The sequence below is a fragment of the Klebsiella sp. 10 genome (assembly GCF_018223925.1).
GTDB classification, from domain to species: domain Bacteria; phylum Pseudomonadota; class Gammaproteobacteria; order Enterobacterales; family Enterobacteriaceae; genus Klebsiella; species Klebsiella pneumoniae.
In genome coordinates, this window is sequence record NZ_JAGRRB010000012.1 from 319,701 (window position 1) to 336,086 (window position 16,386).

General features: G+C 56.9%; 18 protein-coding genes. 5 read left to right on the top strand and 13 right to left on the bottom strand.

All coding sequences use genetic code 11. The features are described 5' to 3' along the window. Window positions 1-36: 36 nt before the first annotated feature. Window positions 37-756, top strand: a complete 720-nt coding sequence (locus tag KHQ26_RS15135; RefSeq protein ID WP_002916619.1) for a DUF2884 domain-containing protein — start codon at window positions 37-39, stop codon at window positions 754-756. 40 nt (window positions 757-796) lie between these two features. On the opposite strand, the gene hemW is transcribed toward KHQ26_RS15135, so the two are convergent. Genes hemW through KHQ26_RS15160 form a run of 5 tightly spaced genes read right to left on the bottom strand, consistent with a single transcriptional unit; the run spans window position 797 to window position 4,107 of the window. Continuing rightward, window positions 797-1,933 carry a radical SAM family heme chaperone HemW gene (gene hemW, locus KHQ26_RS15140; RefSeq protein ID WP_004149812.1) on the bottom strand — a complete coding sequence of 379 codons (1,137 nt, stop codon included), beginning with the start codon at window positions 1,931-1,933 and terminating at the stop codon, window positions 797-799. Continuing rightward, window positions 1,926-2,519, bottom strand: coding sequence for an XTP/dITP diphosphatase (locus KHQ26_RS15145; protein WP_002916615.1), 594 nt, complete (start codon window positions 2,517-2,519; stop codon window positions 1,926-1,928). The genes hemW and KHQ26_RS15145 overlap by 8 nt, the downstream gene beginning before the upstream one ends. 12 nt (window positions 2,520-2,531) lie before the next feature. Next, window positions 2,532-2,822 (bottom strand): DUF167 family protein YggU, encoded by a 291-nt coding sequence (gene yggU / locus KHQ26_RS15150; protein ID WP_002916614.1) that lies wholly within the window; start codon window positions 2,820-2,822, stop codon window positions 2,532-2,534. After that, window positions 2,819-3,385, bottom strand: a complete 567-nt coding sequence (locus KHQ26_RS15155; RefSeq protein ID WP_002916613.1) for a YggT family protein — start codon at window positions 3,383-3,385, stop codon at window positions 2,819-2,821. The genes yggU and KHQ26_RS15155 overlap by 4 nt, the downstream gene beginning before the upstream one ends. A gap of 20 nt (window positions 3,386-3,405) precedes the next feature. After that, window positions 3,406-4,107: a YggS family pyridoxal phosphate-dependent enzyme gene (locus KHQ26_RS15160; protein ID WP_020803833.1), complete on the bottom strand. Its 702-nt coding sequence runs from the start codon at window positions 4,105-4,107 to the stop codon at window positions 3,406-3,408. A 16-nt stretch (window positions 4,108-4,123) separates the two neighbouring features. Here KHQ26_RS15160 and KHQ26_RS15165 point away from each other — a divergent pair, with 16 nt between their 5' ends. Together KHQ26_RS15165 and KHQ26_RS15170 are read left to right on the top strand one after the other, a co-directional pair. Further along, window positions 4,124-5,104 carry a type IV pilus twitching motility protein PilT gene (locus KHQ26_RS15165; RefSeq protein ID WP_020801960.1) on the top strand — a complete coding sequence of 327 codons (981 nt, stop codon included), beginning with the start codon at window positions 4,124-4,126 and terminating at the stop codon, window positions 5,102-5,104. A gap of 348 nt (window positions 5,105-5,452) precedes the next feature. Next, window positions 5,453-6,106, top strand: a complete 654-nt coding sequence (locus KHQ26_RS15170) for a LuxR family transcriptional regulator (RefSeq protein WP_020803826.1) — start codon at window positions 5,453-5,455, stop codon at window positions 6,104-6,106. Window positions 6,107-6,158: 52 nt separating this feature from the next. Here KHQ26_RS15170 and ruvX read toward each other — a convergent pair whose 3' ends face one another. The 8 genes from ruvX to metK form a co-directional block, all read right to left on the bottom strand. Beyond that, on the bottom strand, window positions 6,159-6,575 hold the full coding sequence (gene ruvX / locus KHQ26_RS15175; RefSeq protein ID WP_002916605.1) for a Holliday junction resolvase RuvX: 417 nt from the start codon (window positions 6,573-6,575) through the stop codon (window positions 6,159-6,161). Next, complete coding sequence (locus KHQ26_RS15180) at window positions 6,575-7,138, bottom strand: YqgE/AlgH family protein (protein WP_002916603.1); 564 nt, start codon at window positions 7,136-7,138, stop codon at window positions 6,575-6,577. The genes ruvX and KHQ26_RS15180 overlap by 1 nt, the downstream gene beginning before the upstream one ends. A gap of 174 nt (window positions 7,139-7,312) precedes the next feature. Further along, window positions 7,313-8,263, bottom strand: a complete 951-nt coding sequence (gene gshB / locus KHQ26_RS15185) for a glutathione synthase (protein WP_002916600.1) — start codon at window positions 8,261-8,263, stop codon at window positions 7,313-7,315. Window positions 8,264-8,283: 20 nt separating this feature from the next. Then, window positions 8,284-9,015, bottom strand: a complete 732-nt coding sequence (rsmE, locus tag KHQ26_RS15190) for a 16S rRNA (uracil(1498)-N(3))-methyltransferase (protein WP_002916597.1) — start codon at window positions 9,013-9,015, stop codon at window positions 8,284-8,286. Window positions 9,016-9,106: 91 nt separating this feature from the next. Next, window positions 9,107-9,814, bottom strand: a complete 708-nt coding sequence (gene endA / locus KHQ26_RS15195) for a deoxyribonuclease I (RefSeq protein ID WP_002916589.1) — start codon at window positions 9,812-9,814, stop codon at window positions 9,107-9,109. Window positions 9,815-9,908: 94 nt separating this feature from the next. Then, window positions 9,909-10,409 (bottom strand): SprT family zinc-dependent metalloprotease, encoded by a 501-nt coding sequence (locus KHQ26_RS15200; RefSeq protein ID WP_002916588.1) that lies wholly within the window; start codon window positions 10,407-10,409, stop codon window positions 9,909-9,911. Between the two features lie 77 nt (window positions 10,410-10,486). Beyond that, the gene (locus tag KHQ26_RS15205; RefSeq protein ID WP_002916587.1) at window positions 10,487-11,881 is read right to left on the bottom strand and encodes a sugar porter family MFS transporter; all 1,395 of its coding nucleotides are present in this window, start codon (window positions 11,879-11,881) and stop codon (window positions 10,487-10,489) included. 380 nt (window positions 11,882-12,261) lie between these two features. Beyond that, window positions 12,262-13,416 carry a methionine adenosyltransferase gene (gene metK / locus KHQ26_RS15210; RefSeq protein ID WP_004149807.1) on the bottom strand — a complete coding sequence of 385 codons (1,155 nt, stop codon included), beginning with the start codon at window positions 13,414-13,416 and terminating at the stop codon, window positions 12,262-12,264. A gap of 701 nt (window positions 13,417-14,117) precedes the next feature. On the opposite strand from metK, the gene yqgB reads away from it, so the two are divergent. Together yqgB and speA are read left to right on the top strand one after the other, a co-directional pair. After that, window positions 14,118-14,249 carry an acid stress response protein YqgB gene (gene yqgB / locus KHQ26_RS15220; protein ID WP_002916578.1) on the top strand — a complete coding sequence of 44 codons (132 nt, stop codon included), beginning with the start codon at window positions 14,118-14,120 and terminating at the stop codon, window positions 14,247-14,249. Between the two features lie 8 nt (window positions 14,250-14,257). Then, window positions 14,258-16,234 carry a biosynthetic arginine decarboxylase gene (speA, locus tag KHQ26_RS15225; protein WP_004149805.1) on the top strand — a complete coding sequence of 659 codons (1,977 nt, stop codon included), beginning with the start codon at window positions 14,258-14,260 and terminating at the stop codon, window positions 16,232-16,234. Window positions 16,235-16,386: the final 152 nt, after the last annotated feature.

The window sequence follows — 16,386 nt, forward strand, 5'->3', positions numbered from 1 at the left end:
GGCAATTGCCGGCCCGTTTTGTCTTAAGGGAGTTTTATGATGCGTAAAACGCTGCTGGCGGTGGCGCTCTCCGTCACCGCTTTGTCTGCCCATGCGGACTACCAGTGTAGCGTCACGCCGCGTGACGATGTGATCCTCAGCCCGCAGCAGGTGCAGGTGAAAGGGGAAAACGGCGATCTGGTGATAAAGCCGGACGGCAATCTGACCTTTAACGGCAAGGCCTATGCGCTCAGCGCCGCCCAGCGCGAACAGGCGCAGGATTATCAGGCCAGCCTGCGCAGCAGCCTGCCGTGGATTGACGAAGGCGCGCGTTCGCGAGTCGAAAAAAGCCGCAAGGCGCTGGATAAAATCATTACCGAACAGGTTGGCGCCAACAGCAGCATGCACGGTCGCCTGACCAAACTGGACGCGCAGCTGAAAGAACAGATGAACCGCATAATTGAGCGCCGCAGCGATGGCCTGACCTTCCACTATAAAGCCATCGACCAGGTACGCGCCGATGGCCAGCAGCTGGTGAATCAGGCGATGGGCGGCATTCTGCAGGACAGCATTAACGAGATGGGCGCCAAAGCGGTGCTCAAAGGCGGCGGTAATCCGCTACAGGGCATTCTCGGCAGCCTCGGCGGCCTGCAAACGGCGATTCAGGAGGAATGGAAAAACCAGGAGGCCGATTTCCAGCAGTTTGGTAAGGACGTCTGCAGCCGGGTGGTATCGCTGGAGGACAGCCGCAAAGCGCTGGTTGGCTCGCTGAAATAATGCCATGGCGGTCCGCTTCCCGGCAGGACCGCCGCTGCGTTTACTCGTTCAGAAACAACTCAAGCAGGGAATTCAGGAACAGCTTACCGTGCTCGGTAATCTGCCAGTTCTGCTCGTCTTCCTGCAGGTAGCCCTGGGCTATCGCCGCGTCCAGCTGCGGGCGGATCGCCGCTTCCTCAAGTCCGGTATAGCGGCTAAATTCAGCGCGCGGCGCGGCCTCCAGCAGGCGAAAACGGTTCATAAAGAACTCAAACGGTTTATCCGCTTCTTCCACATCATGCTGACGCTCAAGGTAACGGCCTTCCATATACCCGCGCGGGTGGCGGGTTTTGGCGGTTCGCAGAATGCGTCCGTCAGGGAAGGTGATCTTGCCGTGCGCGCCGCAGCCGATGCCGAGGTAGTCGCCAAAGCGCCAGTAGTTGAGATTATGCTGACACTGGAAGCCTGGCTTAGCATAGGCGGACGTCTCGTACTGCTGATAGCCGGCGGCGCTCAGCAGCTGATGCCCCTGCTCGAAAATATCCCATAGCGCGTCGTCATCCGGCAGCACCGGCGGCCGGGAGCCGAACAAGGTGTTCGGCTCAATGGTCAGCTGGTACCACGACAGGTGCGGCGGGTTGAGGGCAATCGCCTGACGCAGATCGTCCAGCGCCTCCTCCAGCGACTGGTCCGGCAGACCGTGCATCAGGTCGAGGTTGAAGCTGCGCAAGCCGAGGCCGCTGGCGAGACGTGCTGCGCGCTTGGCTTCCTCCGGGCCGTGGATCCGCCCCAGGCGCTGCAGCTTCGGTTCGCTAAAGCTTTGTACGCCGATGGAGATGCGGTTCACCCCGGCGCGCTGATAATCAACGAAGCGATCGGCCTCCACGGTACCCGGGTTGGCTTCCATGGTGATTTCCGCCCCGGCGGCCAGCGGCAGGCAGGCGCGGACGCCATCCAGAAGGGTTTGCATGGCCGGGCCGGACAGCAGGCTCGGCGTTCCGCCGCCGATAAAAATAGTGCCTATTTCCCGTCCCTGGGCATAGTGCGCATCAGCCTGCAGATCGTTCAGCAGATGCTGGACGTAGTCATCATGCGGCACCTCGCCTTTCAGCGCATGCGAATTAAAATCGCAGTACGGGCATTTCTGCACGCACCAGGGAATATGGATATAGAGACTCAGCGGCGGCAAATTAGCCATTACGTAATGCTTCCAGTAACAGTTTCAGCGCCTGCCCGCGATGGGAAATGGCGCTCTTTTCTTCACGGCTCAGTTCGGCCGCGGTTTTCCCTTCTGACGGGACGAAGAAGATCGGGTCGTAACCGAAGCCGCCATGACCGGCGGCTTGTCGGGTGATTACCCCAGGCCAGCTGCCGTGGCACACCAGCGGCGTGGGATCTTCGGCATGGCGCAGATAGACCAGCACGCAGTGGAACTGGGCCTGACGCTGGTCGTCCGGCACGTCCTTTAACGCGTCGAGCAGCTTCTCAAGATTCTGCTGGTCGCTGGCGTCGACGCCGGAATAGCGGGCGGAGTAAATACCCGGCGCGCCGCCAAGAGCATCGACGGCCAGACCGGAATCGTCAGCGATGGCTGGCAGGCCGGTGATCTGCGCCGCGTGGCGCGCTTTCAGAATCGCGTTTTCAATGAAGGTCAGGCCGGTCTCTTCCGCAGAGTCCACGCCCAGCTCGGTCTGAGCGACGATATCGAGACCAAAATCTTCCAGCAGCGAGGCCAGTTCGCGCACTTTGCCGGCGTTGCCGGTAGCGAGGACGACTTTTTGCATGATGAATCCTGTTTATTCAGTTAGCGCCGCGACCGCAGTCGGGATCTGTTGTGGGGCGATGATTTTAACTTGCTTATGGCGGCCCAGCTCGCCTTTTTCAATCAGTACCTGGCTTTTGGCGACGCGGAACTGTTTGGCGAGAAATTTCACCAGGTGGGCATTGGCCTGGCCATCAACGGGCGGGGCGGTAATGGCGACTTTAAGCTCGTCGCCATGTACGCCCACGATGCTATCGCGGCTGGCCTTAGGCTGAATGTACAGCCTCAGCACCAGCCCGTCAGCGCAGGTTTCAACGGCACTCATAGCGCCATCCACAGCCCCGGCAGCAGTACATTACCGGTGGCCTGCAGCACTTCGGCGATGCCCATATTGATTACGTACAACAGCAATACCAGCACCATCGGCGAGAAATCGATACCGCCCATCGACGGCAGCAGGTTGCGGATAGGGCGCAGCAGCGGGTCCGCCAGCTGCATCAGCACATACTCCACCGGGCTACGGCCCTGGCTGACCCAGCTCATGATCGCCATCAACAGCAGTACCCAGAAGATCAACGAGCCGATGGTTTTCAGCAGAATAAGCAGAGCGGAGATCCAGATGATCGGCTGGAAGGTGATCACCATAAACAGCACGATCGCTTTGATGACGCAGAGAATAAATGCCACCAGCAGCGAGGCGCTGTCAATCGGCCCCATTGCCGGGATAATCCGGCGCAGCGGTCCGACAATCGGCTGCGTGGCTTTCACCACAAACTGCGAAAACGGGTTGTAAAAGTCGCAGCGCGCCCACTGCATCCAGACGCGTAACAACACGACCATCGTGTAAAGCTCAATGACCGTTGAAAGCAGGAAAGTCAACGTCTTCATGGCGTTCCTCAGATTCCTTATTATTTGCTGTAGTCGCGCGCACCAAAAATGGCAGTACCGATGCGCACCATCGTGCTTCCCGCCGCGATTGCGGCTTCCATATCGTTCGACATTCCCAGAGACAACGTATCGACCGTGGGGTACCGCGTTTTTAATCGCGCAAATGCTACCGCCATTTGCCGGGCGACGGCAAACTGCCTTACATATTCTGACTCAGGCGCGGGGATGGCCATCAGGCCGCGCAGTTCCAGATGAGGTAACTCAGCGATCTCCGCCGCTAAGCCGTCGAGCGCTTCCAGCGGGATGCCGGATTTGCTCTGCTCATCGCTGATGTTAATTTGAATCAGCACCTTCAGCGGCGGCAAATGCGCCGGGCGCTGCTCGTTCAGGCGGGTGGCGATTTTCAGCCGATCGACGGTGTGGCACCAGTCAAAATGCTCTGCCACCAACCGGCTTTTGTTGGACTGCAGGGGGCCAATAAAGTGCCACTGCAGCCCGCTGACGCCAGCCTGCTGGAAATGGTTAATCTTCTCCACGCCCTCCTGGACGTAGTTTTCACCAAATGCCCGCTGGCCTGCCGCAATGGCTTCTTCGATCGCGCTCGCAGGTTTCGTTTTACTCACTGCAAGCAATGTCACTTCTTCTGGCGCACGCCCGCATCGGGCGGCAGCACCGGAGATTTTGTCCCGGACCTGTGCCAGGTTATGCGCAATATCGTTCATATTCCGAGGATGAGTTATGAAGCTGGAAGAAATCGTAGCCCTTAGTGTAAAGCATAATGTCTCCGATCTACACCTGTGCAATTCCGCCGCACCACGCTGGCGGCGGCAGGGCAGGCTGGAGCCCGCGCCCTTTCCCGCGCCGGATATTGCGAATTTACTCAACGACTGGCTCGATGCCGCACAGTTACTGCACTGGCAGGAACACGGCCAGATTGACTTTGCGCTGACCCTGGCCTGCGGTGCGCGGCTGCGCGCCAGCGCCTTCGCCCATACGCGTGGGATATCGCTGGTGCTGCGCCTCCTTCCTGAACAGTGCCCGCGTCTGGACACGCTCGGCGCCCCGCCTGCGCTGAGCGAACTGCTGGCGGAAGAGAGTGGTTTGCTGTTGGTCACCGGAGCGACGGGCAGCGGCAAGTCGACCACCCTGGCGGCAATGGTGGGGCACCTCAATCAGCATCTTGATGGCCATATTCTGACGCTTGAAGATCCGGTGGAATTTATTCATCACAGCGAGCGCTGTCTGATCCAGCAGCGGGAAGTTGGCCGTCACTGTCCTTCGTTCGCCGCGGCGCTCCGCGTGGCGCTGCGCCAGGATCCGGATGTGATCCTGCTCGGGGAGCTACGCGACAGCGAAACCATTCGCCTGGCGTTAACCGCGGCGGAGACCGGGCACCTGGTAATGGCGACATTACATACCCGCGGCGCGGCGCCGGCGGTGGAGAGATTGATCGATGTCTTTCCGGCGGAGGAGAAAGATCAGGTTCGTAGCCAGCTTGCCGGAAGCCTGTGCGCGGTGCTGGCGCAAAAATTGTTACCTGCACGTCAGGGCGGGAGAGTTGCGCTATACGAGCTTCTGGTCAACACGCCAGCGGTGGCGAATTTGATCCGTGAAGGAAAAGTACATCAATTGCCTGGTGTGATGCAGACCGGGATGCAGGCCGGAATGTTGACCTTTACCCAGAGTTTTCAGCAACGTGTCGCTGCAGGCGCGCTATAAGATGAGAAAGAGATTGATATGACAGGTTAAATGATATGTTAGATGAATGTTTATTTGTTGTTTATTAATATTATTTGGTAATACAAATAACTTTTGATTATAAATTCAAATAACACATTCAGATTAGATATGTCGACAGTGAATACGCATTTCCAGGAAAAAAGTTTGATTATCTTTTGACAGCTTTGAGTCATTCGATTTATGCTGTTTGTGGGAATAGGATGATTCTCATGGAATAACGTTTCAGTTTGTAAATTACCTTGGTGATTTATAAATTCACGACTGTTTGTATCTTTTTTTATTCATTTAACCACCATGGCGGTGGGTAACAGCTAAGGAGAGTTTTAAGTGATTAATTTAAATGGAAATTCATCATCTTCTCGTCAGGTAACCTTTATTACCCACCCGTCTATTCAAAGCAAAGCCTTTGCCAGCTATCTGAGCGAAACCCTGATGGCACCGGTGGTTTTACAAAATATTAATAAACCGCTGGCGCAGAGTTTGGCAAAAGATTCTGTAATATTATTTGATATTGCAGTGTCAAATAAGAAATTAAACGGGGTGTGGCGGGATATTATTCGCCTGCAGGCAGATAATCCTCGTTTGTTGATTATTAATAGCGCACAAAAGTATGAGCTATACGAAATGGCGCAGTGGCCGGCTTTATATGGCGTGTTCCGTCATGACGATGATGAATCGCGCTTAATTGAGGGCGTTAAGGCCGTGCTGAACGGCGAGCAGACGGCTGAATTGAGCGTGATGCACCCGGCGATGTACGCTGCGGACCATGCATCGACTCCAGTAGAGAACTCGCCGCTGACCGAGCGGGAATGCGAGATCCTCAACGAACTGCGCTGCGGCGCAACGAACCTGGATATCGCCCGCGCGCTGTTTATCAGCGAGAACACGGTGCGGACGCACCTGTACAATGTGTTTCGTAAACTGAGCGTGAAAAATCGCACCCAGGCGGTGAGCTGGGCTAACGAACATCTGCGCCACTAAGCGGGTAAACGTGCGCCGTCAGCGGTCCGCCGGCGGCGCAGGAGGGCAGAGTTTAAAAGCTCTGCTCGAAGTAGCTTTCCAGTATGACTACGGCAGAGGCTGAATCGACGCTGCCTTTATTCAGCGCCCGGTAGCCGCCGTGTTCAAACAGGCCCGCGCGGGCCTCAACCGTACTCAGCCGTTCATCGTGGAGAAGGATCGCGACGCCAAAGCGGCCATGAATTTTATTGGCGAAATTACGCGCGCGCGCCGTCAGCGGTTGCTCGGTGCCGTCCATATTGAGCGGCAGGCCGACGATTACCGCCTCAGGCTGCCACTCTTTAAGCAGTTTTTCGATGACGTTCCAGTCCGGTTTACCATCCTGCGCCTTCAGCGCCGGTAATGGTCGTGCGGTCGCGGTGATGCGTTGTCCCACCGCCACGCCGATGCTTTTGGTGCCAAAGTCAAAGCCGAGAAAGGTTCCGCTCATCACGCATGCCCCGCGACGCCTGGCATCGTCACAATGTCGATACCAATTAGTTTAGCCGCCTCGCGCCAGCGATCGGCGATCGGCGTACGGAAAAGAATATTCTGATCCGCCGGGGCGGTGAGCCAGGCATTATCTAAAATCTCCTGCTCCAGCTGCCCTTTCTCCCACGAAGAGTAGCCCAACGCAACCAGCACGTTGCCCGGCTGCCGATCGGTTCCTAAGGTTTCAAGAACATCCCGCGAGGTGGTAATCACCGTGTTATCCGAGATGCGAATGCTCGAGGAAAAGTCAGAGGGCGGGGTATGCAAAATGAAGCCGCGGTCTTCCGCCAGCGGGCCTCCCAGCATCACCGGTTTATCCAGACGGATCTCTGGATTGCGCGGCTCCGGGACAATTTTGAGCTTCTCAAGGATCCCTTCCACCTGCAGATTTTCCAGCGGCTTATTGATAATAATGCCCATGGCACCCTCGTCGTTGTACTCGCAGATATAGACTACGGAGCGGCGGAAAATGGGGTCCTGAAGCGCGGGCATGGCAATCAGAAAGTGATGCTGTAAATTCATTGTCAGAGGTTCGTTCCTGGTTCAAAAAAGCAACACCCAGTATGCGGGCAAAGTAGAATGGTGTCGATGCACTTTATCTGGCCGGCGCCCGAGTGGCGTCAGGCTGGCAACGTTTCACGAGCGCGGTAATCCGCGCTCGCTGCGCCAAAAGCGGACGTTGGTCCGCCGTCGTGCTTATTTATCGATACGTCTTTCGATAGCGTCCATCAGCATACCGGTGATCGAAATATCCGGGAAGGCGGCTTCGATTTCGCGTACGCAGGTGGGGCTGGTGACGTTAATTTCCGTCAGACGGTCGCCGATGATATCCAGGCCGACGAAGATAAGGCCTTTGGCCTTCAGCGTCGGGCCGACGCGGCGGGCGATTTCCCAGTCGCTTTCGGTCAACGGGCGGGCTTCGCCGCGGCCGCCGGCGGCCAGATTGCCGCGGGTCTCGCCACCCTGCGGAATTCGCGCCAGGCAGTAAGGCACGGGCTCTCCATCCACTACCAACACGCGCTTGTCGCCATCTTTAATGGCCGGCAGATAGTTCTGCGCCATGCAGTAGCGGCTGCCCAGTTCGGTCAGCGTCTCGGCAATCACCCCAAGGTTTGGATCGCCGGCTTTAACACGGAAAATAGAGGCGCCGCCCATGCCGTCGAGCGGTTTCATGATGATATCGCCGTGCTTTTCCCAGAAGGCTTTCAGCTGGGCTTTATTGCGGGTGACCAACGTTTCCGGAGTCAGTTCAGAGAACCAGGCGGTGAACAGCTTCTCGTTACAGTCGCGCAGACTCTGCGGCTTGTTGACGATAAGCGTGCCTTTCTCTTCCGCTCGCTCCAGGATGTAGGTGGCATAAATAAATTCGGTATCAAACGGCGGATCCTTACGCATCAGGATGACGTCAAGGTCCGCCAGCGGCAGATCCTGCTCGCCGGTGAAGTCATACCATTTATCGTAGTTCTGTTCGACGCTCAGCGTGCGCGTCCGGGCGCGGGCTTCGCCGTTGATCAAATAGAGGTCGTTCATCTCCATATAATGGAGTTCATAGCCGCGACGCTGCGCCTCCAGCAACATAGCGAAGCTGGTGTCTTTCTTGATGTTGATGGTTGCGATGGGATCCATCACGATGCCGAGCTTGATCATGGTTCTTCTCCGTTAACGCCTCAACCTAAGTCGCCAAAACGCACCTGTAGGGCGGTGATGGCGGTGAGCGCAGTAGTCTCTGTACGCAGAACGCGCGGTCCCAACAGGATATCAGTAAACTGGTATTGCGCGGTCATCGCTATCTCTTCAGCCGACAGCCCGCCTTCCGGGCCAATCAGCAGACGGACGCGTTCAACCGGCAGCGGCAGCGTGTTAATGCTGGCGCTGGCGCGCGGGTGCAGGTTGAGCTTCAGCCCGCTGTCCTGCTCGGCGCACCACGCCTCCAGCTGCATCGCCGGACGTATTTCCGGTACCACGTTACGACCGCTCTGTTCGCAGGCGGCAATAGCGATTTTCTGCCACTGCTGGATCTTTTTCTGCAAACGTTCGGCATCCAGTTTAACGCCGCAGCGCTCGGAAAACAGTGGCGTTATGAGGCTTACCCCGAGTTCGATCGATTTCTGGATGGTGAATTCCATTTTTTCGCCGCGGGACATCACCTGGCCTAAATGGATATGCAGCGGCGATTCCCGATCGTCAGGTTCGCCACTGAGCACCTCAACCGTAACGTTTTTCTTACCGGCCTCGGTGATGACCGCGTCAAACACCTGGTTACTGCCGTCAAAAAGCTGTAGGTGCTGACCGGCGGTCATGCGCAGGACGCGGCCGACGTGGTTGGCCGCGTCATCGCTCAGCGCGATCTGGCTGCCGACAATGAGGCGTTCTGGATGATGGATGCGAGGAATGCGCATGCTTGATATTCCGTTCGTTGCGCAGATGCCAGCTTCCCGCCATCGGGCGGGAAGCACAGGGCTGCAAATTAACAATTGCCGCTAGTGTAGGTTAGCTCTTTTGCGCCTGGCAAGCCTGTTGGACATACGGATTATGGTTGCCCTGCACTTTCGCGATGCGCTCATCACGTTCACATTCCCAGGCGGTGACCGGGTACTGTTTATTCCAGGCGGTAAACAGCTGAGTTTGCTGGCGGGAAAGATTCAGCTGATAGCGGTCGCGCATATAGAAGTAGGTGCGGGCGATGGCGCCGCGAGCGCGGGCAGGGGGCTCGGCAATTTTATCTTTAAAATCGACCTTCATGGTGCACTGGCCGTACTGGCCTTCACCGCCGTTCCACTGGCTGTACATAAAGTTGCCGCGATCGCCATTCACTTCTCCCACCGCCGGCTGCAGGTTGTGCATATCGCTTTCCATCTTGCGGTATTCCGGATCTTTGGCGCAGTTTTTACGTCCACCCTCCTGCCAGCACTGACGCTGATGGCCGAACTGCCATGCCGGCACTACGTGCTCCCATTCAACCCGGCTGGCGCGGTTCTCATTTTTACGCACTTTATAGCCGCAGGATTCCAAATCGATAACGCCTTTTTTCCCCTGCCAGTCGATTTTACAGCCGCAATAAAAATCGCCCGGAACGTCGGCATTCACTTTGACGCCAGCGGCTTTGGCCTGGGAAAAACTATTAATACCAGCGGCCGCAAGCGGACCACTGACTGCCGCGCTCAATACCGCTACGGCTAAAACATGCATACGGGACATCGTTAACTCCGTGTCAAAACGAGCCCGCAACGTAGCGAATGAGGGTGCCGGATGCAATCAGTCAGATCAGAAAGTTTCTAATTAATTCCGATGGTTATTTTTCAGCCACCAGCAGATCGCCGCAGCGAACGCAGCGGTAGGTGGCCTCGCCGCGAACCACCCGGTTATGGCGACGGACGGTGAGCTGGTGCTGCTGACAGCGACAGCGATAGGGGAAGGTGTTCTGGCGGACCGAAGCGAGTTCAAAGCGGTGGGTGCGACGCGCGGGAACGCCAAGGACGCTCTCCATCATCCATTTCCACTCTTTCCCGTGCGGCGCGACGCGGCCGAAATGCTGCCAGACCAGCAGGTGCGCCAGCTCATGCGGCACCACTTCATCGATAAACTCCCGCTGATTTTCCAGCAGCAGCACCGGGTTTAAACGAATTTCGTTTTTCTCCAGCCAGGCGGTGCCGGCGGAAGTACCACGCTGCTGGTAGACCAGCGTCGGTTCCGCATAGCGGCGTTCCAGCTTGCGATTCGCATTGGCGAGATGCTCCCGCAGGCTGCGCATGACGGCCTGCTGAATAGCGATGGGAATACGGGGCGTTTTCATAGCGCCAGAGGATAGTGCGGCGGAGGGGGGAGAGCAAGAGGAAGCTTCCTCCCGGGATGGGAGGAAGCTCAGGAAGGTTAATCGCGGGCACCGATCTCGCGCAGTGGACGACCCTGCATCAGGTTACGTTCAATATGTTCCAGCGAGACGTTTTTGGTTTCCGGGATCAGCCACAGCGTCAGCAGGATAAACAGCACGTTCAGACCGCCGTACACCCAGAAGGTATTGGCGCTGCCCAGCGAGTTGAGCATGGTCAGGAAGGTGGCGCCGACAATCATGTTGGCAATCCAGTTGGTCGCTGTGGAGCAGGTGATACCGAAGTCGCGGCCTTTCAGCGGCTGGATTTCGGAGCACAGTACCCAAATCAGCGGGCCGGCGCTCATGGCGAAACCGACGATGAACATCAGCAGCATCAGGACGGCGATGTACTGGGCGGTAGAGGAGTGAATGCCGATGTGCATCATGGTACCCAGGACGCCCATACCCGCGGCCATCACGATAAAGCCAAGGATCAGCGTCGGTTTACGGCCCCAGCGGTCGACCAGACCGATGGCGATAAAGGTGGCCAGCACGTTAGTCAGACCGACGATCACTGTCCCCCACATTTGCTCAGTGGTGTTGGCATAACCCGCCAGCTCAAAGATCTTCGGCGCGTAGTACATGATGACGTTCATCCCGGTGAACTGTTGCATCACCTGCAGCAGGATGCCGAGGAACACCGCGCGGCGGAAGTTGCTGTTGTCTTTAAACAGCGACCAGCCGGACTGTTTTACCTTCAGGCTTTCACGGATTTCATCGAGCTCGCGTTTCGCTTCGGCGCTGGTATCGCGCAGGCGCAGCAGCACGCGTTCCGCATCGACAAAGCGACGTTTGGCGGCGAACCAGCGCGGGCTGTCCGGCAGGAAGATAACACCGATCAGCAGCAATACCGCCGGAATGATGATAACCCCGAGCATCCAGCGCCATGCGCCGCTGTAGCTGAAAGCGGTGTCAGAGAGATAGGCGCCAAGGATCCCGATGGTGATCATCAGCTGGTACATGGAAATCATACTGCCGCGAATTTTTTCTGGGGCGATTTCCGACAGATACAGCGGAGCCGTATATGAGGCGACGCCCACCGCCAGGCCGAGCAGCACACGGGAAACCAGCAGGATCTCGACGTTTGGCGCGGCGGCAGAGAACAGCGAACCGGCGACGAAGAGGATGGCGCCGATCATCAGGCTCTTTTTCCGGCCCAGTTTGAAAGAGAGCCAGCCGCTGCCGACCGCGCCGACGGCAGCCCCGAACATCATGGAGCTGACCACCCACTCCTGGGTGTGGGCGGAAATCTGGAACTCATTGGCAATAAAGGGTAAGGCACCCGCAATAACACCGATATCAAGGCCGAACAGCAGGCCAGCCAGCGCGGCGAGGAAACAGACGAAGAACGTCATAGTCTTGTTCGAACGCCCTTGTTTTTTGTTGTCAGGCATAACGCCCTCCAGTTGAGTTATTGATTCTGTCGATGGTTAGGGTAGGACACTCGTCGGTAAAAAAACGTGACTATAATCACGGCTGTGTAATCGCTTCCACAAAGGTAAAGAAACGTAATTCATTAAATGCTTTTTAAATCAGCAATATAAACAAGGATAGACGACATTTTGAAAAACGGTAATCAGAGTTGACCGAAACAATATGTAACATTGTGAAAAATGGGTACAGGAGATAGCGTCTTTGGGCAGAAGGTGACAGTCTTTACTATGTAATCGCTTTCATTTTGTGGCGGCCGCGCGTTGAAATGGGGGCGCAGAAAAGGGGGGCGTAAATAAAAAGGCCAGCGCGAGGCTGGCCTTGAAGAGAGGAAGCGCGGATATTATTTCAGACCGGCCGCTTCCCGCAGCAGCGCCGCTTTGTCGGTTTTTTCCCATGGGAAATGTTCGCGACCAAAGTGACCGTAGGCTGCGGTTTCTTTGTAGATCGGGTGCAGCAGATCCAGCATCTGAATCAGGCCGTATGGACGCAGGTCGAAGAACTCGCGCACCAGCAGGGTCAGCTGTTCAGAAGGCACTTTCTCGGTGCCAAAGGTTTCCACCATGATGGACGTTGGTTCTGCAACGCCGATAGCGTAGGAAACCTGAATTTCGCAACGATCGGCCAGGCCTGCGGCAACGATGTTCTTCGCCACATAGCGCGCCGCGTAGGCTGCGGAACGGTCAACTTTAGATGGATCTTTACCGGAGAACGCGCCGCCGCCGTGGCGAGCCATGCCGCCGTAGGTATCAACGATGATCTTACGACCGGTCAGACCGCAGTCGCCCATCGGGCCGCCAATAACGAAACGGCCGGTCGGGTTGATGAAGAATTTGGTGGACGCGTTGAGCCATTCGGTCGGCAGAATCGGCTTGATGATCTCTTCCATCACTGCTTCCTGCAGGGATTTCTGATCGATATCTTCCGCGTGCTGAGTCGACAGAACGACCGCGTCGATGCCGACGATTTTGCCGTCGTCATACTGGAAGGTCACCTGGCTTTTCGCATCCGGGCGCAGCCACGGCAGGGTGCCGTTTTTACGCACTTCAGCCTGACGTTGCACCAGACGGTGAGCGTAAGTCACCGGCGCCGGCATCAGCACGTCGGTTTCGTTAGTGGCGTAGCCAAACATCAGCCCCTGGTCGCCGGCGCCCTGTTCCAGCGGATCGGCACGGTCAACGCCCTGGTTAATGTCCGGAGACTGTTTACCAATGGCGCTCAGTACGGCGCACGAGTTGGCGTCAAAGCCCATATCGGAATGCACGTAGCCAATTTCGCGGACGGTGTTGCGGGTGATCTCTTCGATATCAACCCATGCGCTGGTGGTGATTTCGCCGCCTACCAGCACCATGCCGGTTTTGACATAGGTTTCACATGCGACACGCGCTTTTGGATCCTGCTCGAGGATCGCATCCAGCACGGCATCGGAGATTTGGTCAGCAATTTTGTCAGGATGCCCTTCTGATACGGACTCAGACGTAAAAAGGTGTTTTGCCATATTTTATTTCACCTGTGGACGATTCGGATAGCTCATACTGTTGTGTAATGTGGCTTTGGTGGATAATCAGCGCAAAGCCGCGCAGGTAGCGACACGAGCAGTCTGAGTGTTAATCAGTATAGACGGATTAACTTCTGGACGGCCATTTTAGGTCAAATCTTGAGCCCATTTCCAGCCTTTTTTGATGGCGGTCGCATTTATGGGAAAACCCGCCTGGCAAAATTTCCTGACAACCGCGCAAACAGGCACATTTTTATTTTGCTTTTTACCCCGCTTCTCGGTATAAAACGCCGCGCGCGGCTCATTAAAAAAGCGCACGGGGCATGGCCCTGTGGTGCCACTTCCAGCCGGGTTAAGCAGTCTGTATTTACAGAATCTCGCAGCGGCGTAGCGCCTGTTGCCCGGTATGTATAGCTTTGGCTTGTCGCCGACCCTGTCGCAGGGCGGTGTGGAGGTGATACCAGATAATGAACCAATGTTTTTCGTTTGATTCGTCGCGTCGTTCTGTCGCGCGTCAGCACTCCGCAACCTGCATCTCTCTCATGCAAACCAGCCGATGTTCACCCCATCTCGGCGCTTCTCAGGATTCCAGGGCCGGTCGGCCGTCAGAAAACTGAACAAGGGCGCTCTTGCCTGGCAAGAGTTTTCTCGTGGTTTCTCCGGACTGTCATACTCTGTTCGGCTACGTGTTTTACGATGATATGAATAAGAAACCGGTCGCGCAGTCGCAAAACCAGCAGATAGTGCTGGGCTTTAGGACTGTTCATGGGTTGTTATCGCATCTTTGGACTGCGATAGTAGTTAACTGTCTTACACTTATTATTAAAAATTGAGGTTCGCTATGTCTGACGACATGTCTATGGTTTCGCCTTCGTCAGCAGGCGAACACGGTGTACTACGTTCCATGCAGGAGGTAGCGATGAGCTCCCAGGAAGCCAGCAAGATGCTGCGTACTTATAATATTGCCTGGTGGGGCAATAACTATTATGACGTCAACGAACTGGGCCACATCAGCGTTTGCCCGGATCCGGACGTCCCGGAAGCGCGCGTTGACCTCGCGGAATTAGTCAAAGCGCGTGAAGCGCAAGGGCAGCGCTTGCCGGCGCTGTTCTGCTTCCCGCAGATCCTGCAGCACCGCCTGCGCTCGATCAACGCCGCCTTCAAACGCGCGCGTGAATCGTATGGCTATAACGGCGATTACTTCCTCGTCTACCCGATCAAGGTTAACCAGCACCGTCGCGTGATTGAATCGCTGATCCATTCCGGCGAGCCGCTGGGCCTGGAAGCCGGTTCGAAAGCGGAACTGATGGCCGTGCTGGCGCACGCCGGGATGACCCGCAGCGTCATCGTCTGTAATGGTTATAAAGACCGCGAATATATCCGTCTGGCGCTGGTGGGCGAGAAGATGGGCCACAAGGTCTATCTGGTCATTGAGAAGATGTCCGAGATCGCTATCGTACTGGAAGAGGCCGAGCGCCTGAACGTGGTGCCGCGCCTCGGCGTACGTGCGCGTCTGGCCTCGCAGGGCTCCGGTAAATGGCAGTCCTCCGGCGGCGAGAAGTCCAAGTTCGGCCTCGCAGCGACCCAGGTGCTGCAACTGGTCGAAATTCTGCGCGAGGCAGGCCATCTTGAGAGCCTGCAACTGCTGCACTTCCACCTCGGTTCGCAGATGGCTAACATTCGCGATATCGCCACCGGCGTGCGTGAATCGGCGCGTTTCTACGTCGAACTACATAAGCTGGGTGTCAATATTCAGTGCTTCGACGTCGGCGGCGGCCTGGGCGTGGACTATGAAGGCACCCGCTCGCAGTCCGATTGCTCGGTGAACTACGGTCTGAACGAATACGCCAACAATATCATCTGGGCGATCGGCGATGCCTGCGAAGAGAATGGCCTGCCGCACCCGACGGTGATCACCGAGTCCGGCCGCGCGGTGACCGCGCACCATACCGTGCTGGTTTCCAACATCATCGGCGTTGAGCGTAACGAATACACCGAGGCGACCCCGCCGGCGGAAGACGCTGCGCGTCCGCTGCAGAGCATGTGGGAAACCTGGCTGGAGATGCACGAGACCGGCAACCGCCGCTCGCTGCGCGAATGGCTGCACGACAGCCAGATGGACCTGCACGATATCCACATCGGCTACTCCTCAGGCACCTTCAACCTGCAGGAGCGCGCGTGGGCGGAACAGCTGTATCTGAACATGTGCCATGAGGTGCAGAAGCAACTCGACCCGAGCAACCGCGCCCATCGTCCCATCATCGATGAGCTGCAGGAGCGAATGGCGGATAAAATCTACGTCAACTTCTCGTTGTTCCAGTCGATGCCGGATGCCTGGGGGATCGATCAGCTGTTCCCGGTGATGCCGCTGGAAGGGCTGAACAAGTCGCCGGAGCGCCGCGCGGTGCTGCTGGACATCACCTGCGATTCCGATGGCGCCATCGATCACTACGTGGACGGCGACGGGATCGCCACCACCATGCCGATGCCGGAATACGACCCGGAGAACCCGCCGATGCTGGGCTTCTTCATGGTTGGCGCCTATCAGGAGATCCTCGGCAACATGCACAACCTGTTCGGCGATACCGAGGCGGTGGACGTGTTCGTCTTCCCTGACGGCAGCGTTGAGGTTGAGCTGTCCGACGAGGGCGATACCGTAGCGGATATGCTGCAGTATGTGCAGCTGGATCCGAACACGCTGCTGACCCAGTTCCGCGATCAGGTGAAAAATACCGGTCTGGACGATGCGCTGCAGCAGCAGTTCCTCGAGGAGTTCGAGGCGGGACTGTACGGCTATACTTATCTGGAAGACGAGTAGCCGCTGATGCCCGGTGGCGCTGCGCTGACCGGGCCTGCGTATGTCGGCCGGATAAGGCGAAGCCGTCATCCGGCAGCATGCGATACTCACTTGAACCCGTATGCATTACCGGCGATAATTCACGCCAATAAGCGATTTATCTATCAAACCCT